Source organism: Actinomadura macrotermitis, assembly GCF_009604375.1.
In the GTDB taxonomy this organism is placed as follows: Bacteria; Actinomycetota; Actinomycetes; order Streptosporangiales; family Streptosporangiaceae; genus Spirillospora; species Spirillospora macrotermitis.
Genome location: NZ_WEGH01000004.1, coordinates 47108 through 71323, shown reverse-complemented (window position 1 = coordinate 71323; position 24216 = coordinate 47108). Strand labels below are relative to the sequence as shown.

Sequence of the window (24216 nt, the reverse complement as noted above, 5' to 3'; positions counted from 1 at the left end):
CTCGTGCTCGGTTCCGGCCCTGTGGAATCCACCGTCGCCGCCGGACGGCCCGTCTCCATCGGATGGAGGGCGGACAGGCGCGGGCCGATAGGACGATGCCCCGTATCAACCGATCGGTTGATGCTTTCGCCGGCCGTGCATGGGAAGGAGTGGCCCGCAATGGCGCAGGAGCCGAGGAAAGGGGTGATGGAGCTGCCTTCTCACGCATAATTTATTTACCGTCAAGGTTTGGTGGCGATCCCTTTTCTTGCTTAATCTCCGCTGCACCGGCCGAAGTCCGGCCGGACGCCGAATCTCCTGCGGGAGAGCCGGGGACCCAGGTTCCTCCGGGGTGAATCCGCTGCTCGTCAGCGGTAGGGCCATCTCCTGGCCCGAACCCGTCAGCTAACCCGGTAGGCGGAAAAGGAGAGGTGGACAGCCCTTTGCAGCCGGGCATCCAAGAAATGATCAAGGCGCTCGAGTCGCAGCTCGGGTACACGGAGAAGGGAAGCGGCTACACCAAGTTCGGCGACTGGTACTCCGCGAACGTCGACGATTCCCACGACTTCTCGAATGCCGCCTGGTGCGACATGTTCCTCAGCTGGGGAGCCGCGCAGGCCGGCGTCACCGCGCAGGCCGGGCAGTTCGCCTACACCCCCTCCCGCGCGGCGTGGTTCAAGAAGAACAAGGCGTGGGACACCATGCCCACGCCGGGCGCGCTCGTCCTCACGGCGCTGGTGCTGGCGGCCTTCCTCAAGCACCGCCTCACCCGCAAGGAGACCCGATGAAGTCCCTCACGAGCCTGCTGGCGGCGGCGGCGATCGGGGGCGGGGCCCTGCTCAACCTGGCCGCCCACTCCGAGGCCGCCGGGACGCCCCCCGCCCGCTCCGAGGTCGCCGAGGCCGCCGAGACCGTCAAGGCGCCCCTCGCTCACGGCGTGGACGTGTCCACCTACGACCGCGGCTTCGACTGGGGCCAGAAGGGCCTGGCGTTCGGCATCGCCAAGGCGACCGAGGGGACCGCGCGCGACGACGCGACCTTCGCCGGCAACTGGGCGAAGATCCGCCAGAACGGCCTGGTCCGCGGCGCCTACCACTACGGGCACCCGAAGAACGACCCGGTGCGGGAGGCCGACCACTTCCTGTCGGTGGTGGCGGCGGCCGGCCTGCAGCCCGGCGACCTGCTCATGCTCGACCTGGAGACCACCGACGGCCGGTCGGACCGCCAGGTCAACGACTGGGCGAGGCGCTGGCTGGAACACGTCAAGGAGAAGACCGGCGTGAAGGCGTTCTTCTACAGCTCGTGGTCCTTCGCGCAGCAGCGCGGCGCCGGCCTCGGCGACTATCCGCTGTGGGTCGCGCACTACGGGAAGGCGCCGGGACGCGTCACGCCGCCGTCCCCGTGGAAGCAGTGGGCCATCCACCAATACGAGTCCACCGACCACGATCACAACGTCTCCCGGCTCACCCCCGATCAGCTCCGTCAGCTGGGCTACCGGCCGCCCCGGGCCTGAGGCGGCGGCCCGGTGTGGGCGCGCCCACGCGGACGGGCGTGCATTACCGGCGGTTCGCCGGGTAGGGGGGCGGCAGACAGCGAGAACACGACGAAGGGAGACGCCATGAGCGCCGAGGACAAGGCCGCCAACACCGGTGACAAGATCAAGGGCAAGGCCAAGGAGGTCGCCGGGAAGGTCACCGGCAACGAGCGCCTGGAGGCCGAGGGCAAGGCCGAGCAGGTCAAGGGCGACGCCAAGCAGGCCGGCGAGAAGGTCAAGGACACCTTCAAGCACTGATCGCCGGCCGGCACCCGAACCGCCCCGGGCCGGGGCACCCCACGTGGGGTGCCCCGGCCCGGGGCGGTTCTCGTGTCCGGCGGTGTGGCCGGTTGTCGCCGGCGCGGTCCTTGCGGGCCTGCGGCGGGTCACGGTTCTCGCGCGCCGCGTGATCACGCGACCGCCCTCTCCGGGCCCGGCCCCGCCTCCTCCTGACTTTCGGTCAATGCCGTGACCAGCGGGATTTCCCCAGGTGCGGCGGTACGAGCGCGTACGGACGACACGATGCGACGCACCCGCCCGGCGGACCGGCCGCGGTGCCTGCCGATTCCATGACTTCACGTCAGTACGTACATATGTAAGAACAAAGTATTGACGGGTCCGCCCGGTAGGGCTAGAAATGTGCCCCAGGCCACATAGGTGACGAGCAGGTGAACAGAGGGTGTCCAGTTTCTGAACAGCCCTGTTGTCCCGCCCTCTCGTCGACGGACCACTGGAGGCACACCATGCGGGTCGGACTGTTGGGCGCGGGGCGGATCGGGGCCTGGCACGCCCGGTTCCTGAGCGGCCACCCCCTCGTGGACGAGCTGGTGATCGGCGACGCCGACACGCGCCGGGCCGAGGCCCTGGCCGGCCCGCTCGGCACCCGCGCCGCCGCCCCGGACGAGGTCTTCCAGGCCGGTCTGGACGCGGTCGTCATCGCGACCCCCACCGCCACCCACGCCGAACTGCTGATCCGGGCCTGCGAGGCCGGCATCCCCGCCTTCTGCGAGAAGCCCGTCGCGCCCGACCTGAAGACGACCCTGGAGGTGCGCGCCTGCGCCGCCCGGACGGGCGTGCCGGTGCACATCGGCTTCCAGCGCCGGTTCGACGCCGGCTACGCGGCCGCCCGCCAGGCCGTGCTGGGCGGCCGGCTCGGCGACCTGCACCGGGTGCACCTGGTCACCGCCGACCCGGCGCCGCCGCCCGCCGAGTACGTCCTGTCGTCCGGCGGCATCTTCCGCGACTGCCACATCCACGACTTCGACATCCTGCGCTGGGTCACCGGCCGCGAGGTCGAGTCGGTCACCGCGGTCGGCGCCAACCGGGGCGACGGCTACTTCGCGGCCGCGCGGGACGTGGACACCAGCGCCGCCGTCATGGTCATGGACGACGGCACCGTCGCCACCATGCAGGGGTCGCGCTACAACGGCGCGGGCTACGACGTCCGGATGGAGCTGTCGGGCACCGCCGGGACCTGGGTGGTCGGCCTGGACGAGCGGGCGGCGCTGCGGTCGGCCGAGCCGGGCGTCGACTGGCCCTCCGGCGACGCGTGGGCCAACTTCTGGGAGCGCTTCGAGCCCGCTTACGCGAGCGAGATTGGAACGTTCCTAGATGTGGCCAGAGGCCACGCCGAGAGCCCGTGCACGGTGGACGAGGCCCTGGAGGCCCTGCTGATCGCCGAGGCGGCCACGCTCTCGCTGCACGAGGATCGCCGGGTCCGCCTGGCGGAGCTGCGATGATCTGGGCCGTGGCCTTCGGGGCCGTCGCGCTGGCCTTCGTGTGGGTCACCGGCGTCAACGACGGCGGCGCGCTGCTCGGGCTGAGCGGCCGCTTCCCCCGGTCGCCGGGCCTGCTGCTGACGCTGCCGGCGCTGGTGCCGATCGTGCTGGTGCCGCAGCTGGTCGGGACGCAGGTCGCGCGGACCTTCACCGAGCGGCTGGCCGACCTCGGCGACCGCCGGGGCGCGCTGGCCTTCCTGACCGGGGTGACCGTGGCGCTCGCCGTGGTCGTCCTGCTGTCCCGCAAGGGGCTGCCGACGAGCCTGACGCTGGCGGTCCTCGGCGGCATCGGCGGGGCCTGCTTCGGCCTCGGCCTGCGGGTGTCGTGGGGCGCGCTGGCCGGCGTCCTGGCCTTCGGGGCGGTGGCGCCGCTGATCGGCATGACCGTCGGCTACGGGCTGGGGCTGGCCTCGCGGCGCGTCCCCTCGTTCGCCGGCATGGCCGGCGCGGTGCGGACCGCCCACGTGCTCGCCTACGGCGCCCAGTGCGCCGCCTACGCCGCCAACGACGGCCAGAAGATGCTCGCCGTCGTCGGGGTGGCCCGCCAGGTGGTGTCGACGCGGCGGCTCGGCGCGGTCGGCCCGATCCAGCCCGCCCCGCTCATGATGCTGCTGATCGCGGTGGTGTTCTGCGCCGGCGCGCTGAGCGCGGTGCACCGGACGGGGGAGCGGCTCGGCCGCGGGCTGGTGCTCGCCCGGCCGCTGCACGTGGTGTCGACCGAGGCGGCGGCCGCGGCGTCGGTGACGGCGAGCTCGCTCGCCGGGGCCCCGGTGAGCATGACGCAGTCGGTGACCGCCGGCGTGGTCGGCGTGGCCGCCAGCGAGGGCACGTCCCGGGTGCGCTGGCAGAACGTGATCGGGATCGGCGCGGCGTGGGTGTTCACCCTGCCGCTGGCGTTCGCGGCCGGCTCGCTCGGCGGCGTGGCGATGAGGGCCCTGTGAGCGCCGCGACGCGCCCGGCGCGGCGCCTGCGGCTGGTCTGGGACGACCTGCGCGGCCGCTCCGGGGACCGGGTGATGGAGCAGGTCTCGCGGCAGATCCGCGCGGTCCGCGCCGGCGCGGAACTGGCCCGCGAGATGGCCGCGGGGGAGCGGACGCCCGCCTCGGCCCGGAGCCGGATGGCCGAGCTGGAGCACGTGGGCGACGCCGAGCGCGCCGCCCTGGCCGAGATGCTCGGCGACGTCCTGGCCACCCCCATCGACCGGGAGGACCTCTACCGGCTCTCCCGCTCCGTCGACGACGTCCTGGACAACCTGCGCGACTTCGTCCGGGAGGCCGACCTGTTCGGCCCGCCGGACCTCGGTTTCACCGTTCCGCTGCTGGACGCGGTGCTCGACGGGCTGAACGCCCTCGACGCCGCCGTCCGGAAGGTCCTCGCCGAGCCGGCCGCGGTCACCATCGCGTCGCTGGCCGCACGCAAGGCCCGCAACCGGGTCCGCGAGACCAGGCAGGCCGCGCTGGCCCGCCTGTTCGCCGGGCCGCTGGACATCGACGTCCTGCGCGCACGCGAGCTGCTGGGCCGGCTCGACGCGGTCGGGCGGCGCATCGGCGAGTCGGCCGACGCCCTGTCGGACGCGATGCTCAAACGCAGTCACTGACCCACCCCCCTCCCGGGCGGGAGCCGCAGGTTCCGGGGGCCCGCGGGCACCACGATGACAAGGAGACGACCCACCATGATCCGCACGAGACTCGTCAGCCCCCGCGCGCGGGCCGGCGCGGCGGCCGCCGTCGCCGTGGCCACCGCGCTCCTCGGCGCCTGCGCGCCCTCCAGCGGCGGCCAGGTCCGCGAGGAGGCGCAGCCCCAGCCGTCGGTGACGGTGGAGGACGCCGCGACCTTCGACCTGAACGCGCTCATCGCCGCCGCGAAGAAGGAGGGCGGCGTCCTCGCCTACGACGGCAGCGGCGACGTCAAGGACCTCGCGGAGGCGTTCGGCAAGAAGTACGGCATCAAGGCCGAGGGCGTGAAGTCCAAGGCCGCCGGCACCGCCGAGAAGATGACCCGCGAGGCGCAGGCCAAGAACGTCACGATCGACGTGAGCCTGTTCGAGGACGGCCCGATGCTCGTCGGCCAGCTCCTTCCGCAGAACATCGTGAAGACCTGGATCCCGCCGGACCTGGCCAAGGACATCGACCAGGCCGACCGCAGCCCGCTGATGATGATCCAGAAGGCCTACGTCTTCGTCTACAACCCCAGGCTCAACCCGCAGGGGTGCCCGGTGAAGAACCTGTGGGAGCTCACCGACCCCGGCTGGAAGGGCAAGGTGATGATGCAGGACCCGCTGGGCAAGGAGGTCTTCACCCAGTGGTTCACGCAGATGGCCGAGCAGGGCGGCGACAAGCTCACCGCCGCCTATGACCGGCTCGGCCGCGGCAAGCTCAAGCTGAGCGCCGGGGACCCCGCGCACGAGTGGGTGAAGCGGCTGGCCGAGAACGCCCCGGTGCTGACCACCGAGGACGAGGACGTCGTCGCCGGCGTCGCGGCGTCCAACCAGACCGAGAACAGGATCGGCCTCATGTCGATCGCCAAGTTCCGGGACGTCGAGGAGAAGAAGTACGACATGAAGGTCTGCGCGGGCCTGACCCCGTGGACCGGCTTCGCCTACCCCAAGTACGCCACGATCGCGACCGGGTCCAAGCACCCGAACGCCGCGAAGCTGTTCGTGCACTTCGCGATGGAGAAGGAAGGGTTCGACCTCGAGTCCGGCAGCGGCGGGGTCTCGGGCAACAAGGCGGTCGGCAAGAGCCCGCACAACCCGCCCGGCCTGACCGACTGGAACGGCCAGCTCTTCCTCTTCTCCTCCGACAAGCTGATCGCCGACTTCCGCGCCCGGCAGGACATCAAGGACTTCTGGCGCGTCAACCACCGCTGATCCCGCCCCGGCGGGTCGTGGTCACGACCCGCCGGGCCCCTCACCCCTGGAGGAAGTGCCCATGGCGGTCGCCGCCCCCGCACGGCCGGCGTCACGCGGCCGGCGCGTGCTGTACCGGGCCCGCGTGCTCCTGCGCGATCCCACCGTGATGCTCGGCGTGGTCATGTGCCTCGCCCTGCTCTACCTCGTCATCGCCCCCCTGGTCTCGGTGGTCTCGGACGCGGGCCGCGTCCAGTACGGGGACGAGGCGCGCTCGGGGCAACGGAGCGGCTCGTGGACCGGCTACTACCTGTGGCGGGTGTTCCGCTCGCCCGTCAGCCGGCTGCTGTTCTGGGAGCCGCTGTGGCACACCGCCGTGGTCGCGCTCGGCGTCATCGCGTTCGCCCTCGTGGTCGGCGGCTCCATGGCGTGGCTGGTGACGCGCACCAACGTCCCGGGCCGCACGTTCCTGGCGGCGGCCCTGGTGGTGCCCTACATGCTGCCGTCCTGGACGTTCGCCCTGGCCTGGCTCGCCCTGTTCAAGAACCAGCGCTCCGGCGGGCAGGTCGGATACCTGCAGGGCGCCGGGATCCACACCCCCGACTGGCTCGCCTACGGGCCGCTGCCGATCATCGTCACGCTCGGGCTGCACTACTACCCGTTCGTGCTGCTGCTGTTCGGCAACGCGCTGCGCCGCATCGACTCGCAGCTGGAGGACTCGGCCCGCATCCTCGGCGCCGGCGGGCGCACGGTGCTGCGCCGCGTCACCCTGCCGCTGATGATGCCCGCGCTGTCGTCGGCGGTGCTGCTGGTCCTCGGCCGGGTGCTCGGCACCTTCGGCACGCCCTACATCCTCGGCCTGCCGAGCGACTACCACGTGCTGTCCACCAGCCTCTACCACGCCATCCGGGACCGCAGCACCGGCGTCGCCTCGACGCTCGCCGGCGTCATCGTGCTGGTCGGCGTGCTGGTGGTGCTGGTCGACACCCGGCTGGTCCGCGAGCAGCGCCGGTTCGTCACCGTCGGCGGCAAGGGCGCGATGGACCGCCGCGCCGACCTGCGCCGCTGGCGCTGGCCGGCCTGCGCGGCGGCGCTGGCGGTGTTCGCCGCCGGCGTCGTCGTGCCGGTGCTGACGCTGCTGCTGTCGACGATCACCAAGACGCCCGGCGTGTTCAGCGCCGGCAACTTCACGCTCAAGTACTGGATCGGCACCGACATCCCCGGCGCCGTCGGCTTCCCGCACGGGGTGCTGCGCGGCGGCGAGCTGTGGGAGGCGGCCTGGAACAGCATCCGGATCGTCGGCTCGGCGTCGCTGGTCTGCGGCCTGCTCGGCCTGCTGATCGGATACGTGGTGGTGCGCGGCGACGGGAGCCGGGTCTCGGCCTTCCTGCGCCAGGTGTCGTTCCTGCCCTACCTGGTCCCCGGCATCGCGTTCGCGGCGGCCTGCCTGTCGCTGTTCGCGGTGCGGCGCGGGCCGGTCCCGGCCCTCTACGGGACGATCACGCTGCTGGTCCTGGTGCTCGTGATCACCCATCTGCCGTACTCGTCCCGGTCGGGCATCTCGGCCATGATGCAGCTCGGCCGCGAACCCGAGGAGGCCGCGCAGATCAGCGGCGCCCGGTGGCCGACCCGGATGGTGCGGATCATCATCCCGATCCAGCGCGGCCCGCTGGTCACCGGCGTGGTGCTGCCGTTCATCTCGGGACTGAAGGAGCTCAGCATCGTGATCATGCTGACCACCTCGGGCACCCAGCTGCTGACCACGCTGTCCATCGGGCTCGTCGACTACGGCTACACCCAGCTGGCCAACGGCGTCGTGCTGGTCATCGCACTGCTGTCGTTCACCATGACCTACCTGGCCCAGCGGCTCACCAAGAGCAGCCTGGCCTCGGGCATCGGAGGTTGATCAATGCCGACCATCACCCTCAGCGGAGTGGTCAAGAACTACGCCGGCGGGCACGCGGCGGTGAAGGACCTCGACCTCACCGTCCCCGACGGCTCGTTCACCTGCCTGCTCGGCCCGTCCGGGTGCGGGAAGACGACCACCCTGCGGATGATCGCGGGCCTGGAGCAGCCCACCCTCGGTGAGATCACCGTGGGGGACCGGGTGCTCGACTCGGTGGAGCGGGGCGTCTACGTGCCGCCCGAGAAGCGCGACATGGGGCTGGTGTTCCAGAACTACGCGCTCTGGCCGCACCTCACCGTCCGCGGGAACACCGAGTTCGGGCTGCGGATGCGCAAGGTGCCGGCCGCCAGGCGGGTGGCCCGCGCCAAGGAGGCGCTGGAGAAGGTCCGGGTGGCCGACTGCATGGACCGCTACCCGTCCCAGCTGTCGGGCGGCCAGCAGCAGCGCGTGGCGCTCGCCCGCATGCTGGCCGTCGACCCCGGCGTCCTGCTGCTGGACGAGCCGCTGTCGAACCTGGACGCCCGGCTGCGGCTGGAGATGCGCACCGAGCTGAAGCGCATCCACGACGAGACGGGCGCGACGATCGTGTTCGTCACCCACGACCAGATGGAGGCCATGACGATGGCCACCCACATCGCCGTCATGTGCGACGGCGAGCTGCAGCAGGTCGCGCCGCCCATGGAGATGTACCGGCGGCCGGCCAACCGGTTCGTGGCCGAGTTCGTCGGCAGCCCGCCGATGAACATCGTGCCGGCGGGCGAGCCGGCGATGAGCGACCTCGGCGGGGCGCTGCTGCGCTACGCCGGCAAGCGCGGCGAGCTGGGCGAGCCCGGCTGCGTCGGCATCCGCCCCGAGGCGCTCCGGCTGGCCGGGGCGGGCGAGGCGGCGCCGGACCCGGCCTGGTCGGAGGAGGCCGTGGTGGAGACCGTGCTGCCGACGGGGGCGAGCTGGACCGTCCAGCTGCGCGTCCTGGACACCCGGATGTTCGCGATCACGCACGAGGACCCCGGGGCCGGGCCCGGCGACGCCCTGCGCTGCTGGGCGCCCGCGCAGTGCCTGCACCTGTTCGGCGCCGACGGCACCCGGATCGGCGCCTGGGACGAGGCGTCCGCGCCGGTGGGCGGGGTGGCCTCGTGAGCGCCGCCGGGCCCCGGCTGTCGGGGCGGGCGCTGCGCCTGCCGCGGGCGCTGCTGCTCGACTTCGGCGGCGTGCTGGTGGAGACCGGCATGCGGCCGGGCTGGTGCGCCGAGCTGGCCAAGGAGGTGCACGCGCTGCTCACCCGCGCCGGCTGCCGTGAGCTGGACGCCGCCGCGGTCGAGATCGACATCAGGGCGGGCGCCGCGGCGGACAAGTGCTGGAAGGACGCGATGTCGCGTCCGTACGCGCCGCCGGAGATGACCCACACCGGGTTCTGGGGCGACTACGTCGCCGCCGACTGGCCCGCGTCCGCCCGCCAGCTCGTCATCGCGCACGCCACCCCGCTGTGCAAGCGGATGGGGGAGCTGCGGCAGGATCGCCGCACCCGCCCCGGCATCCCCGAGCTGCTGGACGGCGCCGCCGCCCTCGGCATCCCCTGCGGGGTGGTCAGCAACGCCCTGTCCGGCGCCGTGCACCGCGACTACACCGCGGCGACCGGCCTGGCGGGCAGGCTGGCGCTGGAGGTGTACAGCGACGAGGCCGGGGTGCGCAAACCCAACCCCGAGATGATCCGGATCGCCACCCGGGCGCTCGGCGTCCGGCCCGGGGACGTCTGGTACGTCGGCGACAACTTCGACCGGGACGTGCTGTGCGGGCACCGCGCCGGTGTCGGCGGCAACGTGCTGATGGTCGCCGAGGACACCTACGACATCCCCTACGAGACCCGCTGCCTGCCGGACGCCGTCGTCGACGACGGCCACGGCCTGCTGGCCCTGCTGAACGACGCAGCCGAAGGAGAACGATGAACACCGAGGCCATCGACGTCCCGGAGTCCCGGGAGCTGGCCCGGATCGCCGAGGCCGCCGCCCGCGCGACCGGCGACCGGCTGCGCGGGGCGTTCCGGTCCCGCCCCCCGGTCGACCTCAAGCGCGACTTCCACGACCCGGTCACCGAGCACGACCGCGCCGCCGAGGAGACCATCCGGGAGGTGCTCGCCGAGCACAGCCCGGGCAGCGTCGTCGTCGGCGAGGAGGGCGGCTCCCGCGGCGGGGAGGGCGGGGACGCGGCCGTCCGCTGGTACGTCGACCCCATCGACGGGACCGCCAACTTCGCGGCCGGCCTGCCGTTCTTCTGCACCTCGATCGCCGCCGTGGCGGGCGGCCGGGTGGTGGCCGGGGCGGTGTACGACCCGGTCCGCGACGACATGTTCGCCGCCGACCTGGCCGGCGCCTCCTGCAACGGCGAGCCGCTCCGCAGCACCGGCGCGGCGCGGGACCGCACCGGCGTGATCGTCACCGGTTACCCCAACGCGCGCGAGCTGCGCCGCAACGGCGACGCGGCGCTGCGGCGCTACGCGACGCTGGTCGACGCCTTCGCCACGCTGCGCCGTCCCGGCAGCGCCGCGCTGTCCCTCGCGCACGTCGCGGCGGGCTGGGCGGACGCGGCCTACGGCAACTCCGTCAACGCCTGGGACGTCGCGGCGGCGCTGCTGATCGTCCGCCAGGCGGGCGGGACCTACCTGCCGCTCGGCGGTGCGCCCGGCGGGGACGAGTGGGACGCGCCCGGCTACGTGGCGTGCGTCGGCGGGTTCGACCTGGCCGGCTCGGTGCTGGCGGAGATCGCCGGCCTGGAGGCGGCGGGGGGCCCGCGATGAGCGCCACCGGCGTGCGGACGGTGGAGTGGATCGTCACCGACCTGGACGGCACCCTCGTCGGCCGGGACCTGCGGATCGTGGAGCCGAACCTGGCCGCGCTGCGCCGCTTCACCGACGCCGGCGGCAGCGTGGTGGTCGCCACCGGGCGCGGCGAGGAGTCCGCGCTCCCGTACTACCGGGAGCTCGGCCTCGCCACCCCGGCGATCCTCTACAACGGTGCCCGCGTGGTCGACCTCGCAAGCGGGGCGGTCCTGTACCGGCGTTGCCTCAGCGTGGCGGCCTGGGCGCGGCTGACGCTGCTGTTCGACGAGCTGCCCGCAGGGGTGTGGCCGGTGGTGTTCAGCGACGGCCGCGCCCACGTGCTGGCCGACTCGGCGGCGCTGCGCGAGTACGCGCGCCGGGACCGCATCGGCCTGGTCCGGATCGGCTCCTGGGGCGAGCTGCCCCTCGACGAGATCATCAAGGTGATGCTGATCTGCGAGCGGCCCGCGCAGGTCGGCGCGGCCGAGGCCGTCCTCGCCGGGTTCGCCGGCGTGCTGGGCTCGGGCGTCACGCTGGTGCGCTCGGAGAGCACCTACCTGGAGGTCCTGCCCGCGGGCGCGACCAAGGGCACGGCGCTGCGCGAGCTGGCGGCCGCCCAGGGGGTGCCGATGGAGCGGGTCGCGGCCATCGGCGACAACCCCAACGACCTGGACATGATCCAGGCCGCCGGGCTCGGCGCGGCCGTCGGCGACGGGGACGAGGGGGTCCGCGCGGCCGCCGACATCGTGGTCGCCGACTGCGCCCTGGGCGCCGTCGCCGACCTGGTCGACCGCGTCATGCCGCGGCCCTGATCCGCCCGGGGCGGGCCGGCGCGCCCGGCCCGCCCCGGGCCGGCGCGCGTCACCCTCGCGTGCCGCGGGGCGGGGCCGTCGTGGCGCGCTCCGTCACGACCGGGGGGACGGTGATCCGCCGTCCCCCCGCCGTCGTGCCGGCGTCGATCCGGTCGAGCAGCGCCCCCATCGCCAGCCCGCCGAGCTCGCGCGGGGGCGGCGCGGCCGTGGTCACGCCGGCGGCGGCCGCGCCCGGCGGGTCGCCGTGCACGATCAGCGACACGTCGCCGGGGACGCTCAGCCCGGCGCGGTACAGCGCGGCCAGCGCCGCCGTTCCCGTGGAGTCGCCGAGGGCGAGCACGGCGGTCGGCGCCCCGGGCCCGTGCCAGGGGCCGGCCGGTTCGCCGGGCGGACGGACGGCCGGGGCGAGGCCGGCGGCCTCCATCGCGGCCCGGTAGGCGCGCTCCAGCGCGTCGCGCGCCGGGCGGCCGGAGCCGGGACCGGCGTCCAGGCAGGCGACGCGCCGGTGGCCGAGCGCCACCAGGCGGGCCACGGCCCGCTCCACCGCCGCCGCGTCGTCACCGGTCACCTGGTCGACGCGGTCCGAGCGCAGGGAGCGGCCCACCACGGCCACCGGGCAGCCGGCGGCGGCGCGCTCGATCTCGGCCGCGGCGATCCGCGGCCCGGCCAGCACCATCCCGTCCGGCCGCAGGTCGAGCAGCTGCTCCACCGCGGCCCGCTCCCGGGCCGGCCGCCCGCCCCCGGTGGTCAGCAGCACCCGGACGGAGCGCCGGGCGGCCGCCGCGGCCAGCCCGTCGTGGATCGCGGCGTACACCGGCTCGTGCAGGTCGCCGAGCAGCACCCCGACGATGCCGGTGCGGCCCGCGGCCAGGCCGCGGGCCATGACGTTGGGCCGGTACCCCAGCTCGCGGGCCGCCTTCAGCACCGCCTCGCGGCGCTCCTTGCCGACTTTGGGGGAGCCGCGCATCACCAGGGACACCAGGGCGCGGGAGACCCCGGCGCGGGCGGCGACGTCTTCCAGGGTCGGATGGGACATGGGAGGTTCTCCAGACGCTGACGTGCGGCGGGCCGCCATCTATATCAGCAGCCCGCCGCACGCCGTCGAGGGGGAAAGGGTCAGTCGTCGCGCGGGTCCCAGCCGCCCGGCGTCACGTCGAGGTCGAGGGGCTCGGCGACGAGCTTCCAGTCGACGAACTTGAAGTTGGTGTTGGTGCGCACCTCACCGTTCTCGTCGACCGAGTCGGGCGCGTTGTAGCCGTCCTGGACGACCAGCAGGCCGTCGCGGAAGTCGCCGACGCGGGCGCTGGTCACCATGGCGCCGTCGCACTCCTCCGAGCCGTCGACGGTGCCGCCGGGGGCGACCCGGAAGCGGCCGAGGTAGTCGTTGGAGTCCTCGCGGTCGTAGGCCACGAAGGTGTTGTCGCCCTGGCTGGAGGCCAGCAGGTACCCCTCGCCGTCGTCCTTGTGGTAGATCGTGAGGCCCTCGGCGTCGGCCGTCAGGTGCCTGCCGCCGTAGCCCGGGTCCGGGCCGGTGACCTCGCACCGGTCGGTCTCGGGGTTGTAGGCGGCCGGGACGCCGTAGTCCTTGACCCGGTCGACGAGCCTGGGCGCGCCGCCCTTCAGCGGGATCCTCCAGATGCCGACGTCCTCCTGCGCGGCGTACAGCACGCCGTGCTCCTGGTCGGCCACCATGCCCTCGACCTGCGGGCCGCGGCCCGGGTCCTCGCACGGCGACCAGGTCTTCCCGCCCGGCAGCGGGAACGAGGCGGGCAGGTCGACGTCGCGGACCCGCCGGTAGGTGATCTTGCCGGCGGTGGTGGCCTCCAGGCGGACGACGCCGACCCGCGTGGTGTGCCGCCGGCTCACCGCGGCGTAGGCGGCGCCGTCCTCGCCGGTCCACGAGGCCAGCCCGTAGGAGGTCTTCTGGTCGTTGACCTCGTCGGGCGACGCGGCGAAGACCGTCGGGGCGGCGGCGTCGGTGACGTCGGTCAGCGGTGCCTGGTGCCGCAGCGCGCCGCCGGGGTCGATCGCGTAGGTGCGGACGATGTCGCGGCCCCGGTCGGAGACCACGGCGAGGTCGACCTTCCTGCCGCCCAGCCGGAAGCCGTAGACCAGGTCGACGTTGTTGAAGCGGCCCGGCTCGTCACCGGGGCGCGGCGGGGCGGGGGCGGCCAGGTGCTGGATCTCGTGGCCGGCGGCGTCGTACACCGCCAGGCCGCCCTGCTTCAGGGTGCCGACGACCAGGTCGCCGCGGTGGTCGGAGGGGTGGTTCCAGATGGCGGGGTCGTCGGCGTTGGCCTTGCCGCCGGCCTTGTCGTCGAAGTACGCGGGGGTCTCCAGGCGGGCGTGCAGCTGGGCGAGGTCGTCGTCGTCCGCCGCCGCGGGGACGGCGGGCAGCACGGCGGTGGCGAGCACCACGGTCACCGCCGCGGCGGTGAGGCGCGATCTGCCGGCCGGGACCGGGCGGGTGGGGGCGAAGGACATCAGGGTGCCTCCTGTGTTCGGGGGGATGCCCTGCACCGTAAGCGTTAGAGCGCTCTAATTCAATAGAGCGCTCTAATCGATCATGGCGGCCGGCGCCGCCCCCGGCCGGCCGGCGGTCAGCGTTCGACGAGCGTGAGGGCGTAGGAGTAGCGGCTGGCCCGGTAGACGTGGGAGCCGTACTCGACCGCGCCGCCCTTGTCGTCGTAGGCGGTCCGGGTCATGGTGAGCACCGGGTCCCCGCGCCGCTCGTCCAGCAGCCTGGCCTCGGCCGCCGTGGCGCGGCGCGCGCCGATGGACTGGTTGGCGATGCGCAGGTTGACGCCGTTCGCGCGCAGCAGCTCGTACAGGCCGTGCGCGGCGAGGTCGGCCGCGCTGACGGTGATCAGGCCGGCCGGCAGGTAGTTGGTCAGCAGGGCCAGCGGCTCACCGCCGGTGTAGCGCGTCCGCCGCATCCGGACCACCGTGGTGCCCGGCGGGACGCCCAGCTCCTTGGCGACCTTATCGTCGGCGTCCACCGGGCCGAGCTCCAGCACCTCGGTGTGCGGGTCCTGTCCCGCCGCCGCCAGGTCGTCGTGCAGGCTGGTGAGCTCGACCGGGCGCCGGATCTCCGACAGCACGACCTGGGTGCCGACGCCGCGCTTGCGGACCAGCAGGCCCCGGTCGACCAGGTGCTGGATGGCCTGGCGCACCGTGGGGCGCGACAGCCCGCACCGCTCGGCGATCTCCAGCTCGTTCTCCAGGCGGGTGCCGGGGGAGAGCTCGCCGGACTGGATCGCCGCCTCCAGCTGCTTGGCCAGCTGGTAGTACAGCGGGACGGGGCTGCTGCGGTCCACCATCACACGAGGTCGGTACATCCATCGTCTCCTTGTCGGGCCCTGCGCACGATGGTACCCCGCGTTTGATCACACGTTCTTACCTCAGTATGTCCTAACAAAGTATTGACATGGCCGCGCGGCCTTCAGCAGACTCGGCGGGGCCGGCCGGCGCCGGCGTCGCCTTTCAGCGGGATGGAGTGCCGATGATCGAAGACCGCGTCGCGGGAGCCCCGATCTCCTGGGGAGTGTGCGAGGTCCCCGGCTGGGGCCACCAGATGGAGCCCGCCCGGGTGCTCGCGGAGATGGCGGGCCTCGGCCTGGCCGCCACCGAGTCCGGGCCCGACGGCTTCCTGCCCGCCGCCGCCGCGGACCGGACCGCGCTGCTGGCCGCGCACGGGCTGAGCCCGGTCGGCGGCTTCGTCCCGGTCGTGCTGCACGATCCGGGCCGCGACCCGCTGCCCGAGGTGCGGCGGGCGCTTGAAGGCTTTGACATGGAACGTTCCAACTCGGTCCGGCCGGTGCTGGTGCTCGCCGCGGCGCACGGCCTGGACGGCTACGACGAGCGCCCGGAGCCGGACGAGGCGGGCTGGGCCGCGCTGCTGGCCAACCTGGACCGGATCGCCGGGCTCGCCGCGGCGGCCGGCGTGCTGGCCGTGCTGCACCCGCACGTCGGGACCATGGTGGAACGGTCGGGCGAGGTGCGGCGGGTGCTCGACGGCTCGGGCATCCCCCTCTGCCTGGACACCGGCCACCTGCTGATCGGCGGCACCGACCCCGCCGAGCTGGCGGCGCGCGAACCGGGCCGGATCGCGCACGTCCACCTCAAGGACGTGGACGCCGGGCTCGCCGAGGAGGTCCGGCACGGCCGGCTGTCCTACACCGACGCCGTCCGCAAGGGCGTCTACCGCCCCCTCGGCGGCGGCGACGTGGACATCGCGGGCACCGTCCGCTCCCTGGAGGCGGCCGGCTACCGCGGCTGGTACGTGCTGGAACAGGACACCGTCCTGGACCGCGAGCCCGGGCCCGGCGCCGGACCGGTCGCGGACGTGCGCGCCTGCCTGGACTTCCTCGCCGGGATCGGCGCATGACCGGCGCACTGGACGTCATCACGATGGGCCGGGTGGGGGTCGACCTCTACCCGCTGCGGTCCGGCGTCCCGCTGGAAGAGGTCGAGACGTTCGGCCGGTTCCTCGGCGGCAGCGCCACCAACGTCGCGGTCGCCGCGGCGCGGCACGGCCGCAGCGCCGCGGTGATCACCCGGACCGGCGCCGACCCGTTCGGCCGCTTCGTGCGCCGGGCGCTCGCCGAGTACGGGGTGGACGACCGGTTCGTCGCCGACGTCCCCGGCCTGCCGACCCCGGTCACCTTCTGCGAGCTGTTCCCACCCGACGACTTCCCCCTCTACTTCTACCGCTTCCCCAAGGCCCCCGACCTGGAGATCCGCGCGGACGAGCTGGACCGGGCCGCGATCGAGGCGGCCGGCGTGATGTGGGCGACGGTGACCGGGCTGTGCGCCGAGCCGTCCCGGACCGCGACGCTCGCGGCCCTCGGCCTCCGGCCGCGCAGCGCGCTGACCGTCCTGGACCTGGACTACCGGCCCATGTTCTGGGAATCGGCGGAGGAGGCGGGCCGCTGGGCGGACGAGGCGCTCGAGCACGCCACGGTGGCCGTCGGGAACCTGGCCGAATGCCAGGTCGCGGTGGGCGAGCGGGAGCCGGTGCGCGCCGCCCGCGCGCTGCTCGACCGGGGCGTGCGGCTCGCGGTGGTCAAGCGCGGCCCCGAGGGCGTGCTCGCGGTCGCCGCGGACGGCGAGACCGTCCAGGCGCCGCCGGTGCCCGTCCCGGTGGTCAACGGGCTCGGCGCCGGCGACGCGTTCGGCGGCGCGCTCTGCCACGGCCTGCTGGCCGGATGGGAGCTGCCCCGCGTCATCGGGTTCGCCAACGCCGCCGGCGCGCTCGTCGCCTCGCGCCTGGCCTGCGCGGCGGCCATGCCCGCGAGCGACGAGGTGACGGCACTGATGAACGGAGCGAAGGCATGAGCGTGGACACACGGCGCAGCGGCGACGGACAGGCCGGGCCGCCGGCCGCGCCCCCAGCCGCCGGCCGGTACGCGGAGCTGGCGGAGACCCGGGCCTTCCGCCCCGGGGCGGTCGCCGAGGCCGCCGCCGCGCGGATCCGCCGCCCGGCGCTGCTCGGGCCGTCCGGCCGGCTGATGCTGCTGGCCGCCGACCACCCGGCGCGCGGCGCGCTCGCCGCCGGCGGCGACCCGCTCGCGATGGCCGACCGCGGCGAGCTGCTCGACCGGCTGTGCACGGCGCTGGAGCGGCCCGGCGTGGACGGCCTGCTGGCCACCCCCGACGTGATCGACGACCTGCTGCTCCTCGGCGTCCTGCACGACAAGATCGTGATCGGCTCGATGAACCGCGGCGGGCTCATCGGCGCGTCGTTCGAGATCGACGACCGGTTCACCGCCTACGACGCGGACGCGATCGCGGCGGCCCGGCTGGACGGCGGCAAGGTGCTGCTGCGCATCGACCACGCCGACCCGGCCACCGCGGACACGCTGGAGGGCTGCGCGCGGGCGGTGACCGCGCTCGCCGGGCACGGGCTGATGGCGCTGGTCGAGCCGTTCGTCTCCAGCCGCGTGGACGGCCGGATCCGCAACGACCTGAGCCCCGAGGCGATGATCCGGGCGATCTCGATCGGCGCCGGGCTCGGCGCGACGTCCGCGCACACCTGGCTGAAGGTGCCGGTCGTGCCCGACATGGCGCGGGTGATGGCGGCCTCGACGATGCCCGCGCTGCTGCTCGGCGGCGAGGTCTCCGGCGACCCGCGCGCCACGCTCGACAGCTGGCGGCGGGCGCTGCGGTTGCCGACCGTGCGCGGCCTGGTCGTCGGCCGGTCCCTGCTCTACCCGGCGGACGGCGACGTCGCCGGCGCCGTGGACGCGGCGGTGGAGGTGCTGTGAACACACGACTGCACCTGCCGGCCGGCACGGCGGCGGCCCCGCCGTACGCGCTGCGGGTCACGCCGGAGGACGCCGGCTGGACCTACTGCGGGCTGCGCGTCCTGGAACTGCCGGAGGGCGGCGGCGAGCACGGGTTCGACACCGGCGACTTCGAGATGATCGTGCTGCCGCTGGCCGGATCGGGCACGGTCGGGTGCGACGGCGAGCGGTTCGAGCTGCGGGGCAGGCGGGACGTCTTCAGCCGGGTGAGCGACTTCGCCTACGTCCCGCGCGACGCCCGCGTCACCATCGGGGGCCGGGGCCGGTTCGCGCTGGCGGCCGCCCGCTGCGAGCGGCGGCTCGTCCCGCGCTACGGCGCCGCCGGGGACGTGCCGGTCGAGCTGCGCGGCGCGGGCCCGGCGAGCCGCCAGGTGAACGACTTCGGCTCGCCCGCGGCGTTCCCGTTCGCCGACCGGCTGATCGCGTGCGAGGTGCTGACGCCCGGCGGCAACTGGTCGTCGTTCCCGCCGCACAAGCACGACGAGGACCGCCCCGGCGAGTCGGTGCTGGAGGAGATCTACTACTTCGAGGTCGCCGGCGAGACCGGCATGGCCTACCAGCGCGTCTACGGCGGCCCCGACCTGCTGGCCGAGGTGCGGTCCGGCGACGTGGTGCTGGTCCCGCGCGGCTGGCACGGCCCGTCGATGGCGGCGCCGGGCCACGACCTGTACTACCTCAACGTCATGGCCGGGCCCGGCCCGGAGCGGGCGTGGCGGATCTGCGACGACCCCGCGCACGCCTGGATCCGGGACACCTGGCCGGGGCAGCCGGTGGATCCCCGGCTGCCGCTGACCTCACCGGAAGGACGATCATGAGACTGACGGCCGGGCAGGCGCTGGTGCGATTCCTGGCGGCGCAGTGGAGCGAGCGCGACGGCCGGGAGCAGCGGTTCTTCGCGGGCTGCTTCGGCATCTTCGGGCACGGCAACGTCGCCGGGATCGGGCAGGCGCTGCTGGAGTACGACGCAGACCTGCCGTACCACATGGCGCGGAACGAACAGGCGATGGTGCATACCGCCGCGGCCCACGCGCGGATGAACGACCGGCTCTCCACCCTGGCTTGCACCACGTCGATCGGGCCGGGCGCTACCAACATGGTCACGGGTGCGGCACTGGCCACCATCAACCGGCTCCCGGTGCTGCTGCTGCCGGGAGACGTCTTCGCCGGGCGCGTCGCCAACCCCGTCCTTCAGGAACTGGAGGACCCGCGGTCCTACGACGTGTCGGTCAACGACTGCTTCAAGCCCGTCTCCAAGTACTGGGACCGCGTCAACCGTCCCGATCAGCTGCCGAGCGCGCTGCTCGCGGCGATGCGCGTCCTCACCGACCCGGCGGAGACCGGCGCGGTCACGCTCTGCCTGCCGCAGGACGTCCAGGCCGAGGCGTGGGACTGGCCGGAGGAGCTGTTCCGGCGGCGTGTGTGGCGGATTCCCCGGCCGCTGCCCGAACCGGACGACCTGGCCGAGGCGGCCGCGCTCCTGCGGGCCGCCGAACATCCGCTCATCATCGCGGGCGGCGGCGTCATCTACTCCGGCGCGACCGAGGAACTGCGCGCGTTCGCCGAACGCACCGGAATCCCGGTGGCCGAGACGCAGGCCGGAAAAGGCTCGCTGCCCTGGGACCACCCGTGCGCCGTCGGCGCGGTCGGGGCGACGGGGACGACGGCCGCCAACGCGCTCGCCCGCGAGGCGGACGTCGTCGTCGGGATCGGCACCCGCTACAGCGACTTCACGACCGCGTCCCACAGCCTGTTCCAGCACCCCTCCGTCCGGTTCGTCAACGTCAACGTCGCCCGCTTCGACGCGGTCAAGCTCGGCGGCGCCACCGTCGTCGCCGACGCGCGGGAAGCGGTCCGCGCACTGGACGCGGCGCTCGGCGGCTGGACGGCCCCGGCCGGCCACCGCGCGGCCGCGGGCGAGCTGGCCCGGCGGTGGAACGCCGTCGTGGACGACGCCTACCGGCACGACCACGGCGCGCCCCCCGCCCAGACGCGGATCATCGGCATCCTCAACGAGGAGTCCGGCCCCCGCGACGTGGTGGTGTGCGCGGCGGGCTCGATGCCGGGCGACCTGCACCGGCTCTGGCGGACCCGCGACCCCAAGGGCTACCACGTCGAGTACGGCTACTCCTGCATGGGCTACGAGATCGCCGGCGGCCTCGGCGTCAAGATGGCCGACCCGTCCCGCGAGGTGTTCGTGCTGGTGGGCGACGGGTCCTACCTGATGATGGCGCAGGAGCTGACCACGGCCGTCGCCGAGGGGATCAAGCTCGTCATCGTCCTGGTCCAGAACCACGGCTACGCCTCGATCGGCAACCTGTCGGAGTCGGTGGGCGCGGACCGGTTCGGCACCCGGCACCGGGTCCGCACCGGCACCGGGCTCGACGGCGACCCCATCCCGGTCGACCTGGCCGCCAACGCGGCCAGCCTCGGCGCGGACGTGCTCCGCGCGTCCGATCCCGCCGGGTTCCGCAAGGCGCTCCGCGAGGCGATCGCCGCGCCGCGCACGACGGTCGTCCACGTGGAGACCGACCCGCTCGCCCCCGCCCCCGGCGGCGGCGCCTGGTGGGACGTGCCGGTCGCGGAGGTGTCCGGGCGCGCGGAGACGCGGCGGGCCCGCACCCGGTACGAGGACGGCAAGAAGGCCCAGCGCCGCTACCTGTGAGAGGAAACCGATGAGCTTGATTCAGCACCGGATCGGCGGCGTCCCCGTCGGCGGCGGCCGCACCCTGCCCGTCCACGACCCGGCGGCGGGCGCGCCGGCGGGCGAGGTGGTCCTCGGCCGCGCGGCCGAGGTGGAGGCGGCCGTCACCGCCGCCGCGCGCGCCTTCGCGACCTGGCAGGAGGTGTCGCTGTCCCGCCGGGCGCGGGTCATGTTCGCCTTCCGCGACCTGCTCGAACGGCACGAGGACGAGCTGGCCCGGCTGGTGACCGCCGAGCACGGCAAGGTCCTGGACGACGCCCGCGGCGAGATCGTGCGCGGCCGGGAGGTGGTGGAGTTCGCCTGCGGCATCCCGCAGGTGCTGAAGGGCGAGTACTCCGACCAGGTCTCCTCCGGCGTCGACGCGTTCTCGTTCCGGCAGCCGCTCGGCGTCTGCGCCGGCATCGTCCCGTTCAACTTCCCGGTCATGGTCCCGCTGTGGATGCACCCGATCGCGATCGCCTGCGGGAACGCCTTCGTGCTCAAGCCGAGCGAGCGGGTGCCGTCGGCGTCCGGCCTGATCGCCGACCTGTACGCCGAGGCGGGGCTGCCGGACGGGGTGTTCAACGTCGTGCACGGCGACCGGGAGACCGCCGACGCGCTGATCACGCATCCGGGCGTGGCGGCGGTGTCGTTCGTGGGGTCCACGCCCGTCGCCCGGCACGTCCACGCGACCGCGACCGCCGCGGGCAAGCGGGTGCAGGCCCTCGGCGGGGCCAAGAACCACGCGGTCGTGCTGCCCGACGCCGACCTGGAGCAGGCCGCCGACCAGATCACCGCGGCGGCCTACGGGTCGGCCGGGCAGCGCTGCATGGCCATCTCGGTCGTGGTCGCCGTGGGCGCGGCCGCGGACCCGCTGGTCGACCGGCTCGCCGAGCGGGCCCGCGCGATCAAGGTCGGGCCCGGCACCGACCCCGCCACCGAGATGGGCCCGCTGATCAGCCGGGACGCGCGGGCGCGCGTCGCCGGGCACGTCGACGCGGCCGAGAAGGCGGGGGCCAAGGTCGTCGTCGACGGCCGCGGGCTGCCCGGCCCCGGCTTCTACGTCGGGCCCTGCCTGCTCGACGAGGTCGGCCTCGGCACCGCCGCCTACCAGGAGGAGATCTTCGGCCCGGTCCTGATCGTGCTGCGCGCGGAGACGCTGGAGGAGGCCATCGCGCTGGTCAACGCCAACCCGCACGGCAACGGAACGGCGATCTTCACCTCGTCGGGCGAGGCCGCGCGCCGGTACCAGCGCGCCGTCCACGTCGGCATGGTCGGGGTCAACGTCCCGGTCCCGGTGCCGATGGCGTTCTACTCCTTCGGCGGCTGGAAGGCGTCGTTGTTCGGCGACACCCACGTCCACGGGCCCGAGGGCGTGCGCTTCTACACGCGCGCCAAGGCGGTCACCACCCGCTGGCCGCGCGAGACGGCCCTGTCCGGCGCCGGCGCGATGGCCTTCCCCACGGCCACCTGACCGCGTGCCGCCCGGCCGGTCTCTGGCATCATCGGGGGCATGCCACCACGTCCCGGGTTCGCCGCCGAGCGCCGCCGGCGGCTGCTGGAGCTGGTCCGCGCGAACGGGGCGGTGGCGCTGCGCGACCTGGCGGCGTCCCTGCAGGCGTCGGAGGCGACCGTCCGCCGCGACCTGCGGGCGCTGGAGGCCGAGGGCCTGCTGGACCGGCCGCGCGGCGGCGCGATGGCGCCGGGCGGGCTGTCGCGGGAGCCGACCCACCGGCAGAAGGCCGCGGTCGCCGCGGCGGAGAAGGCGGCGATCGCGCGGGCGGCGGTGGAGCTGGTCGACGAGGGCGACGCCATCGTCGTCGGGGCGGGCACCACCACCCGCGAGCTCGCCCGCGCGCTGGCGGGGTTCGGCACGCTCACGGTCGTCACCAACTCGCTGCTGGTCGCCGGCGAGCTCGCCGAGGCCCGCGGCGTCGAGGTGGTGGTGACGGGCGGCTCGCTGCGCGGCTCCATCCACGCGCTGGTGGGCGGCGCGGCCGAGCAGTCGCTGGCGGCCCTGCGGGTGCGCCGCGCCTTCCTGTCGGGCAACGGGCTGACCGCCGAGCGCGGGCTGTCCACGCCGAACATGATGGTGGCCGGGGTGGACCGGGCGCTCGCGCACGCCGCCGAGGAGGTGGTCGCGCTGGTCGACCACACCAAGGTGGGCGTGGACACGATGTTCCAGACCGTCCCGGTCGAGCGGATCGCGCACCTGGTGACCGATGCCCGCACGCCCGCCGCCGGGCTGGCCGCGTTCGCGGACGCCGGGGTCGGCGTCCGGGTCGCGCCCGTCAGCTGAGCCGGCGGGCGCCGGCCGCCGGCGCGACCCGGTGTGCCCGCGGCGGCTCCCAGCCCCGGCCGGCGTAGGCGGCGCGGACCGCCGCGAGCACCTGGTCCGCCCGATCGGTCCGGGCGAGCAGCAGCACCGAGCCGCCGAAGCCGCCGCCGACCATCCGGCCGCCGAGGGCGCCCGCCTCCAGCGCGGCCGCCACGGTCACGTCCGCCTCCGGCCAGGACACCTCGTACCGGTCGCGCAGCGACGCGTGCGAGGCGGTGAGCAGCGCGCCGAGCCGTGCGCCGGGGTCCCCGGCCGCGCCGCGCAATAGCCCCGCGGCCGCCTCCACGCGCGCGTTCTCGGTGACGACGTGGGCGACCCGGCGGCGCAGCGCGGCGTCCGGCAGCGCCGCCAGGGCGGCGGGCAGGTCGGTCACGTCGCGCAGCGCGGGCACGCCGAGCAGCCCGGCGGCCCGCTCGCACTGGGCCCGGCGGGCGGCGTACCCGCCGTCGGTCAGCGCGTGCGCGGCGCGGGTGTCGACGACCAGCGCGGACAGCCCCGCGAGCGGCAGCGGCACCGGCTCGGCCGCCCCGCTGCGGCAGTCGAGCAGCAGTGCGTGCCCCTCCTCGCACCGCAGGGACGCCGTCTGGTCCAGGATTCCGCAGGGCATCCCGGCGAACCGGTTCTCGGCCTGCTGCACCAGCAGCGCCAGTTCCGGGCGGCCGAGGCCGACGCCGTACAGGTCGCACAACGCGAGCGCGGCGGCGCACCCGAGGGCCGCCGACGAGGAGAGCCCGGCGCCCTGCGGCAGGTCGGCGTCCACCAGCAGGCTCGCCCCGCGCACGCCGTGGTCGCGCAGCATCCAGGCGACGCCCGCCGGGTAGGCGGCCCATCCGCCCGGCCGGCCGGGCTCCAGCCCGGCCACCGGGACGGCGACCGTCGCACCGCCGGCCTGCCGCGAGCGCAGCTCCAGCATGCCGTCGTCGCGCCGGCCGGCCGCCACCGTCACCCCGAGGCCGATGGCGAAGGGGAGCACCAGGCCGTCGTTGTAGTCGGTGTGCTCCCCGATCAGGTTCACCCGGCCGGGCGCGCGCCACACGGCCGACGGGGGCCGGCCGTGGACGGCGGTGAACTCCGCGATGAGCGACACGAAGGGCCTCCTTGGGGCGGCGGGGACGGCCAGGGGATTCTGTCAGAACCGATCAATAGCTGTCACAATAGGGGCTGCTGCCCTGCTATGGTGAGCGAAGTTGACGGAAAATGATCGATAGTGAGCGGCCAGCGCGC

The 24216-nt window shown here is 74.5% G+C and carries 23 protein-coding genes and 1 riboswitch; of the genes, 19 read left to right on the top strand and 4 right to left on the bottom strand.

Annotated features, from left to right (window positions below; all coding sequences use genetic code 11):
• The first annotated feature begins 276 nt into the window (after nt 1-276).
• A riboswitch (cyclic di-AMP (ydaO/yuaA leader) is annotated at nt 277-415 on the top strand.
• The 12 genes from ACRB68_RS28900 (at nt 411) to ACRB68_RS28845 (ending at nt 11669) form a co-directional block, all read left to right on the top strand.
• Nucleotides 411-767, top strand: a complete 357-nt coding sequence (locus ACRB68_RS28900; protein WP_153538117.1) for a hypothetical protein — start codon at nt 411-413, stop codon at nt 765-767. (Overlaps the previous riboswitch by 5 nt.)
• Nucleotides 764-1492 (top strand): glycoside hydrolase family 25 protein, encoded by a 729-nt coding sequence (locus ACRB68_RS28895; protein ID WP_153538115.1) that lies wholly within the window; start codon nt 764-766, stop codon nt 1490-1492. The genes ACRB68_RS28900 and ACRB68_RS28895 overlap by 4 nt, the downstream gene beginning before the upstream one ends.
• A gap of 105 nt (nt 1493-1597) precedes the next feature.
• Nucleotides 1598-1771 (top strand): CsbD family protein, encoded by a 174-nt coding sequence (locus tag ACRB68_RS28890; protein ID WP_153538113.1) that lies wholly within the window; start codon nt 1598-1600, stop codon nt 1769-1771.
• Between the two features lie 485 nt (nt 1772-2256).
• Nucleotides 2257-3252: a Gfo/Idh/MocA family protein gene (locus ACRB68_RS28885; protein WP_153538112.1), complete on the top strand. Its 996-nt coding sequence runs from the start codon at nt 2257-2259 to the stop codon at nt 3250-3252.
• Complete coding sequence (locus ACRB68_RS28880; protein WP_153538110.1) at nt 3249-4232, top strand: inorganic phosphate transporter; 984 nt, start codon at nt 3249-3251, stop codon at nt 4230-4232. Before ACRB68_RS28885 ends, ACRB68_RS28880 begins: the two co-directional genes overlap by 4 nt.
• Nucleotides 4229-4888, top strand: coding sequence for a DUF47 domain-containing protein (locus ACRB68_RS28875; protein ID WP_207709852.1), 660 nt, complete (start codon nt 4229-4231; stop codon nt 4886-4888). The genes ACRB68_RS28880 and ACRB68_RS28875 overlap by 4 nt, the downstream gene beginning before the upstream one ends.
• A gap of 75 nt (nt 4889-4963) precedes the next feature.
• On the top strand, nt 4964-6160 hold the full coding sequence (locus ACRB68_RS28870; RefSeq protein ID WP_153538108.1) for an ABC transporter substrate-binding protein: 1197 nt from the start codon (nt 4964-4966) through the stop codon (nt 6158-6160).
• A gap of 61 nt (nt 6161-6221) precedes the next feature.
• On the top strand, nt 6222-8045 hold the full coding sequence (locus ACRB68_RS28865) for an ABC transporter permease (RefSeq protein ID WP_153538106.1): 1824 nt from the start codon (nt 6222-6224) through the stop codon (nt 8043-8045).
• 3 nt (nt 8046-8048) lie between these two features.
• The gene (locus ACRB68_RS28860; RefSeq protein ID WP_153538104.1) at nt 8049-9182 is read left to right on the top strand and encodes an ABC transporter ATP-binding protein; all 1134 of its coding nucleotides are present in this window, start codon (nt 8049-8051) and stop codon (nt 9180-9182) included.
• Entirely contained in the window at nt 9179-9988 is an 810-nt protein-coding gene (locus tag ACRB68_RS28855; RefSeq protein WP_328594919.1) for an HAD family hydrolase, read from the top strand. Before ACRB68_RS28860 ends, ACRB68_RS28855 begins: the two co-directional genes overlap by 4 nt.
• Nucleotides 9985-10836, top strand: coding sequence for an inositol monophosphatase family protein (locus ACRB68_RS28850; RefSeq protein ID WP_153538102.1), 852 nt, complete (start codon nt 9985-9987; stop codon nt 10834-10836). Before ACRB68_RS28855 ends, ACRB68_RS28850 begins: the two co-directional genes overlap by 4 nt.
• Entirely contained in the window at nt 10833-11669 is an 837-nt protein-coding gene (locus tag ACRB68_RS28845; protein WP_153538100.1) for a Cof-type HAD-IIB family hydrolase, read from the top strand. Before ACRB68_RS28850 ends, ACRB68_RS28845 begins: the two co-directional genes overlap by 4 nt.
• Before the next feature lie 49 nt (nt 11670-11718).
• Here ACRB68_RS28845 and ACRB68_RS28840 read toward each other — a convergent pair whose 3' ends face one another.
• The 3 genes from ACRB68_RS28840 to ACRB68_RS28830 all read right to left on the bottom strand — a co-directional run bounded on the left by ACRB68_RS28840 (nt 11719) and on the right by ACRB68_RS28830 (nt 15007).
• Nucleotides 11719-12705: a LacI family DNA-binding transcriptional regulator gene (locus ACRB68_RS28840; protein ID WP_207709851.1), complete on the bottom strand. Its 987-nt coding sequence runs from the start codon at nt 12703-12705 to the stop codon at nt 11719-11721.
• 80 nt (nt 12706-12785) lie between these two features.
• Nucleotides 12786-14153, bottom strand: a complete 1368-nt coding sequence (locus ACRB68_RS28835; protein ID WP_153538098.1) for a phytase — start codon at nt 14151-14153, stop codon at nt 12786-12788.
• 116 nt (nt 14154-14269) lie between these two features.
• A complete protein-coding gene (locus tag ACRB68_RS28830) occupies nt 14270-15007 on the bottom strand; it encodes a GntR family transcriptional regulator (RefSeq protein ID WP_153538096.1) in 738 nt (245 codons plus the stop codon).
• A 164-nt stretch (nt 15008-15171) separates the two neighbouring features.
• Here ACRB68_RS28830 and ACRB68_RS28825 point away from each other — a divergent pair, with 164 nt between their 5' ends.
• From ACRB68_RS28825 to ACRB68_RS28795, 7 genes are read left to right on the top strand one after another with little or no spacing between them, the layout of a single operon-like run.
• Complete coding sequence (locus ACRB68_RS28825) at nt 15172-16056, top strand: TIM barrel protein (protein ID WP_153538094.1); 885 nt, start codon at nt 15172-15174, stop codon at nt 16054-16056.
• Nucleotides 16053-17006 carry a 5-dehydro-2-deoxygluconokinase gene (iolC, locus tag ACRB68_RS28820; RefSeq protein WP_153538092.1) on the top strand — a complete coding sequence of 318 codons (954 nt, stop codon included), beginning with the start codon at nt 16053-16055 and terminating at the stop codon, nt 17004-17006. Before ACRB68_RS28825 ends, iolC begins: the two co-directional genes overlap by 4 nt.
• Entirely contained in the window at nt 17003-17935 is a 933-nt protein-coding gene (locus ACRB68_RS28815) for a Cgl0159 family (beta/alpha)8-fold protein (protein ID WP_235960386.1), read from the top strand. The genes iolC and ACRB68_RS28815 overlap by 4 nt, the downstream gene beginning before the upstream one ends.
• Entirely contained in the window at nt 17932-18789 is an 858-nt protein-coding gene (gene iolB, locus ACRB68_RS28810; RefSeq protein ID WP_328594918.1) for a 5-deoxy-glucuronate isomerase, read from the top strand. The genes ACRB68_RS28815 and iolB overlap by 4 nt, the downstream gene beginning before the upstream one ends.
• Entirely contained in the window at nt 18786-20636 is a 1851-nt protein-coding gene (gene iolD / locus ACRB68_RS28805; protein ID WP_153538090.1) for a 3D-(3,5/4)-trihydroxycyclohexane-1,2-dione acylhydrolase (decyclizing), read from the top strand. Before iolB ends, iolD begins: the two co-directional genes overlap by 4 nt.
• Nucleotides 20637-20646: 10 nt before the next feature.
• Nucleotides 20647-22128 (top strand): CoA-acylating methylmalonate-semialdehyde dehydrogenase, encoded by a 1482-nt coding sequence (locus tag ACRB68_RS28800; protein ID WP_153538088.1) that lies wholly within the window; start codon nt 20647-20649, stop codon nt 22126-22128.
• A 39-nt stretch (nt 22129-22167) separates the two neighbouring features.
• Nucleotides 22168-22953, top strand: coding sequence for a DeoR/GlpR family DNA-binding transcription regulator (locus tag ACRB68_RS28795; protein ID WP_153538087.1), 786 nt, complete (start codon nt 22168-22170; stop codon nt 22951-22953).
• On the opposite strand, the gene galK is transcribed toward ACRB68_RS28795, so the two are convergent.
• A complete protein-coding gene (galK, locus tag ACRB68_RS28790) occupies nt 22946-24079 on the bottom strand; it encodes a galactokinase (protein ID WP_328594917.1) in 1134 nt (377 codons plus the stop codon). The genes ACRB68_RS28795 and galK overlap by 8 nt on opposite strands.
• Nucleotides 24080-24216 lie beyond the last annotated feature (137 nt).

Bases quoted from the DNA above. Each gene is read 5' to 3' on its own strand.
- ACRB68_RS28885 (WP_153538112.1), top strand. From the start codon at position 2,257: ATGCGGGTCGGACTGTTGGGCGCGGGGCGGATCGGGGCCTGGCACGCC.
- ACRB68_RS28860 (WP_153538104.1), top strand. From the start codon at position 8,049: ATGCCGACCATCACCCTCAGCGGAGTGGTCAAGAACTACGCCGGCGGG.
- ACRB68_RS28865 (WP_153538106.1), top strand. From the start codon at position 6,222: ATGGCGGTCGCCGCCCCCGCACGGCCGGCGTCACGCGGCCGGCGCGTG.
- ACRB68_RS28815 (WP_235960386.1), top strand. From the start codon at position 17,003: ATGAGCGTGGACACACGGCGCAGCGGCGACGGACAGGCCGGGCCGCCG.
- ACRB68_RS28795 (WP_153538087.1), top strand. From the start codon at position 22,168: ATGCCACCACGTCCCGGGTTCGCCGCCGAGCGCCGCCGGCGGCTGCTG.
- ACRB68_RS28800 (WP_153538088.1), top strand. From the start codon at position 20,647: ATGAGCTTGATTCAGCACCGGATCGGCGGCGTCCCCGTCGGCGGCGGC.
- ACRB68_RS28845 (WP_153538100.1), top strand. From the start codon at position 10,833: ATGAGCGCCACCGGCGTGCGGACGGTGGAGTGGATCGTCACCGACCTG.
- ACRB68_RS28880 (WP_153538110.1), top strand. From the start codon at position 3,249: ATGATCTGGGCCGTGGCCTTCGGGGCCGTCGCGCTGGCCTTCGTGTGG.
- ACRB68_RS28895 (WP_153538115.1), top strand. From the start codon at position 764: ATGAAGTCCCTCACGAGCCTGCTGGCGGCGGCGGCGATCGGGGGCGGG.
- ACRB68_RS28850 (WP_153538102.1), top strand. From the start codon at position 9,985: ATGAACACCGAGGCCATCGACGTCCCGGAGTCCCGGGAGCTGGCCCGG.
- ACRB68_RS28890 (WP_153538113.1), top strand. From the start codon at position 1,598: ATGAGCGCCGAGGACAAGGCCGCCAACACCGGTGACAAGATCAAGGGC.
- ACRB68_RS28825 (WP_153538094.1), top strand. From the start codon at position 15,172: ATGATCGAAGACCGCGTCGCGGGAGCCCCGATCTCCTGGGGAGTGTGC.
- ACRB68_RS28870 (WP_153538108.1), top strand. From the start codon at position 4,964: ATGATCCGCACGAGACTCGTCAGCCCCCGCGCGCGGGCCGGCGCGGCG.
- iolC (WP_153538092.1), top strand. From the start codon at position 16,053: ATGACCGGCGCACTGGACGTCATCACGATGGGCCGGGTGGGGGTCGAC.
- ACRB68_RS28830 (WP_153538096.1), bottom strand. From the start codon at position 15,007: ATGTACCGACCTCGTGTGATGGTGGACCGCAGCAGCCCCGTCCCGCTG.
- iolD (WP_153538090.1), top strand. From the start codon at position 18,786: ATGAGACTGACGGCCGGGCAGGCGCTGGTGCGATTCCTGGCGGCGCAG.
- ACRB68_RS28835 (WP_153538098.1), bottom strand. From the start codon at position 14,153: ATGTCCTTCGCCCCCACCCGCCCGGTCCCGGCCGGCAGATCGCGCCTC.
- ACRB68_RS28840 (WP_207709851.1), bottom strand. From the start codon at position 12,705: ATGTCCCATCCGACCCTGGAAGACGTCGCCGCCCGCGCCGGGGTCTCC.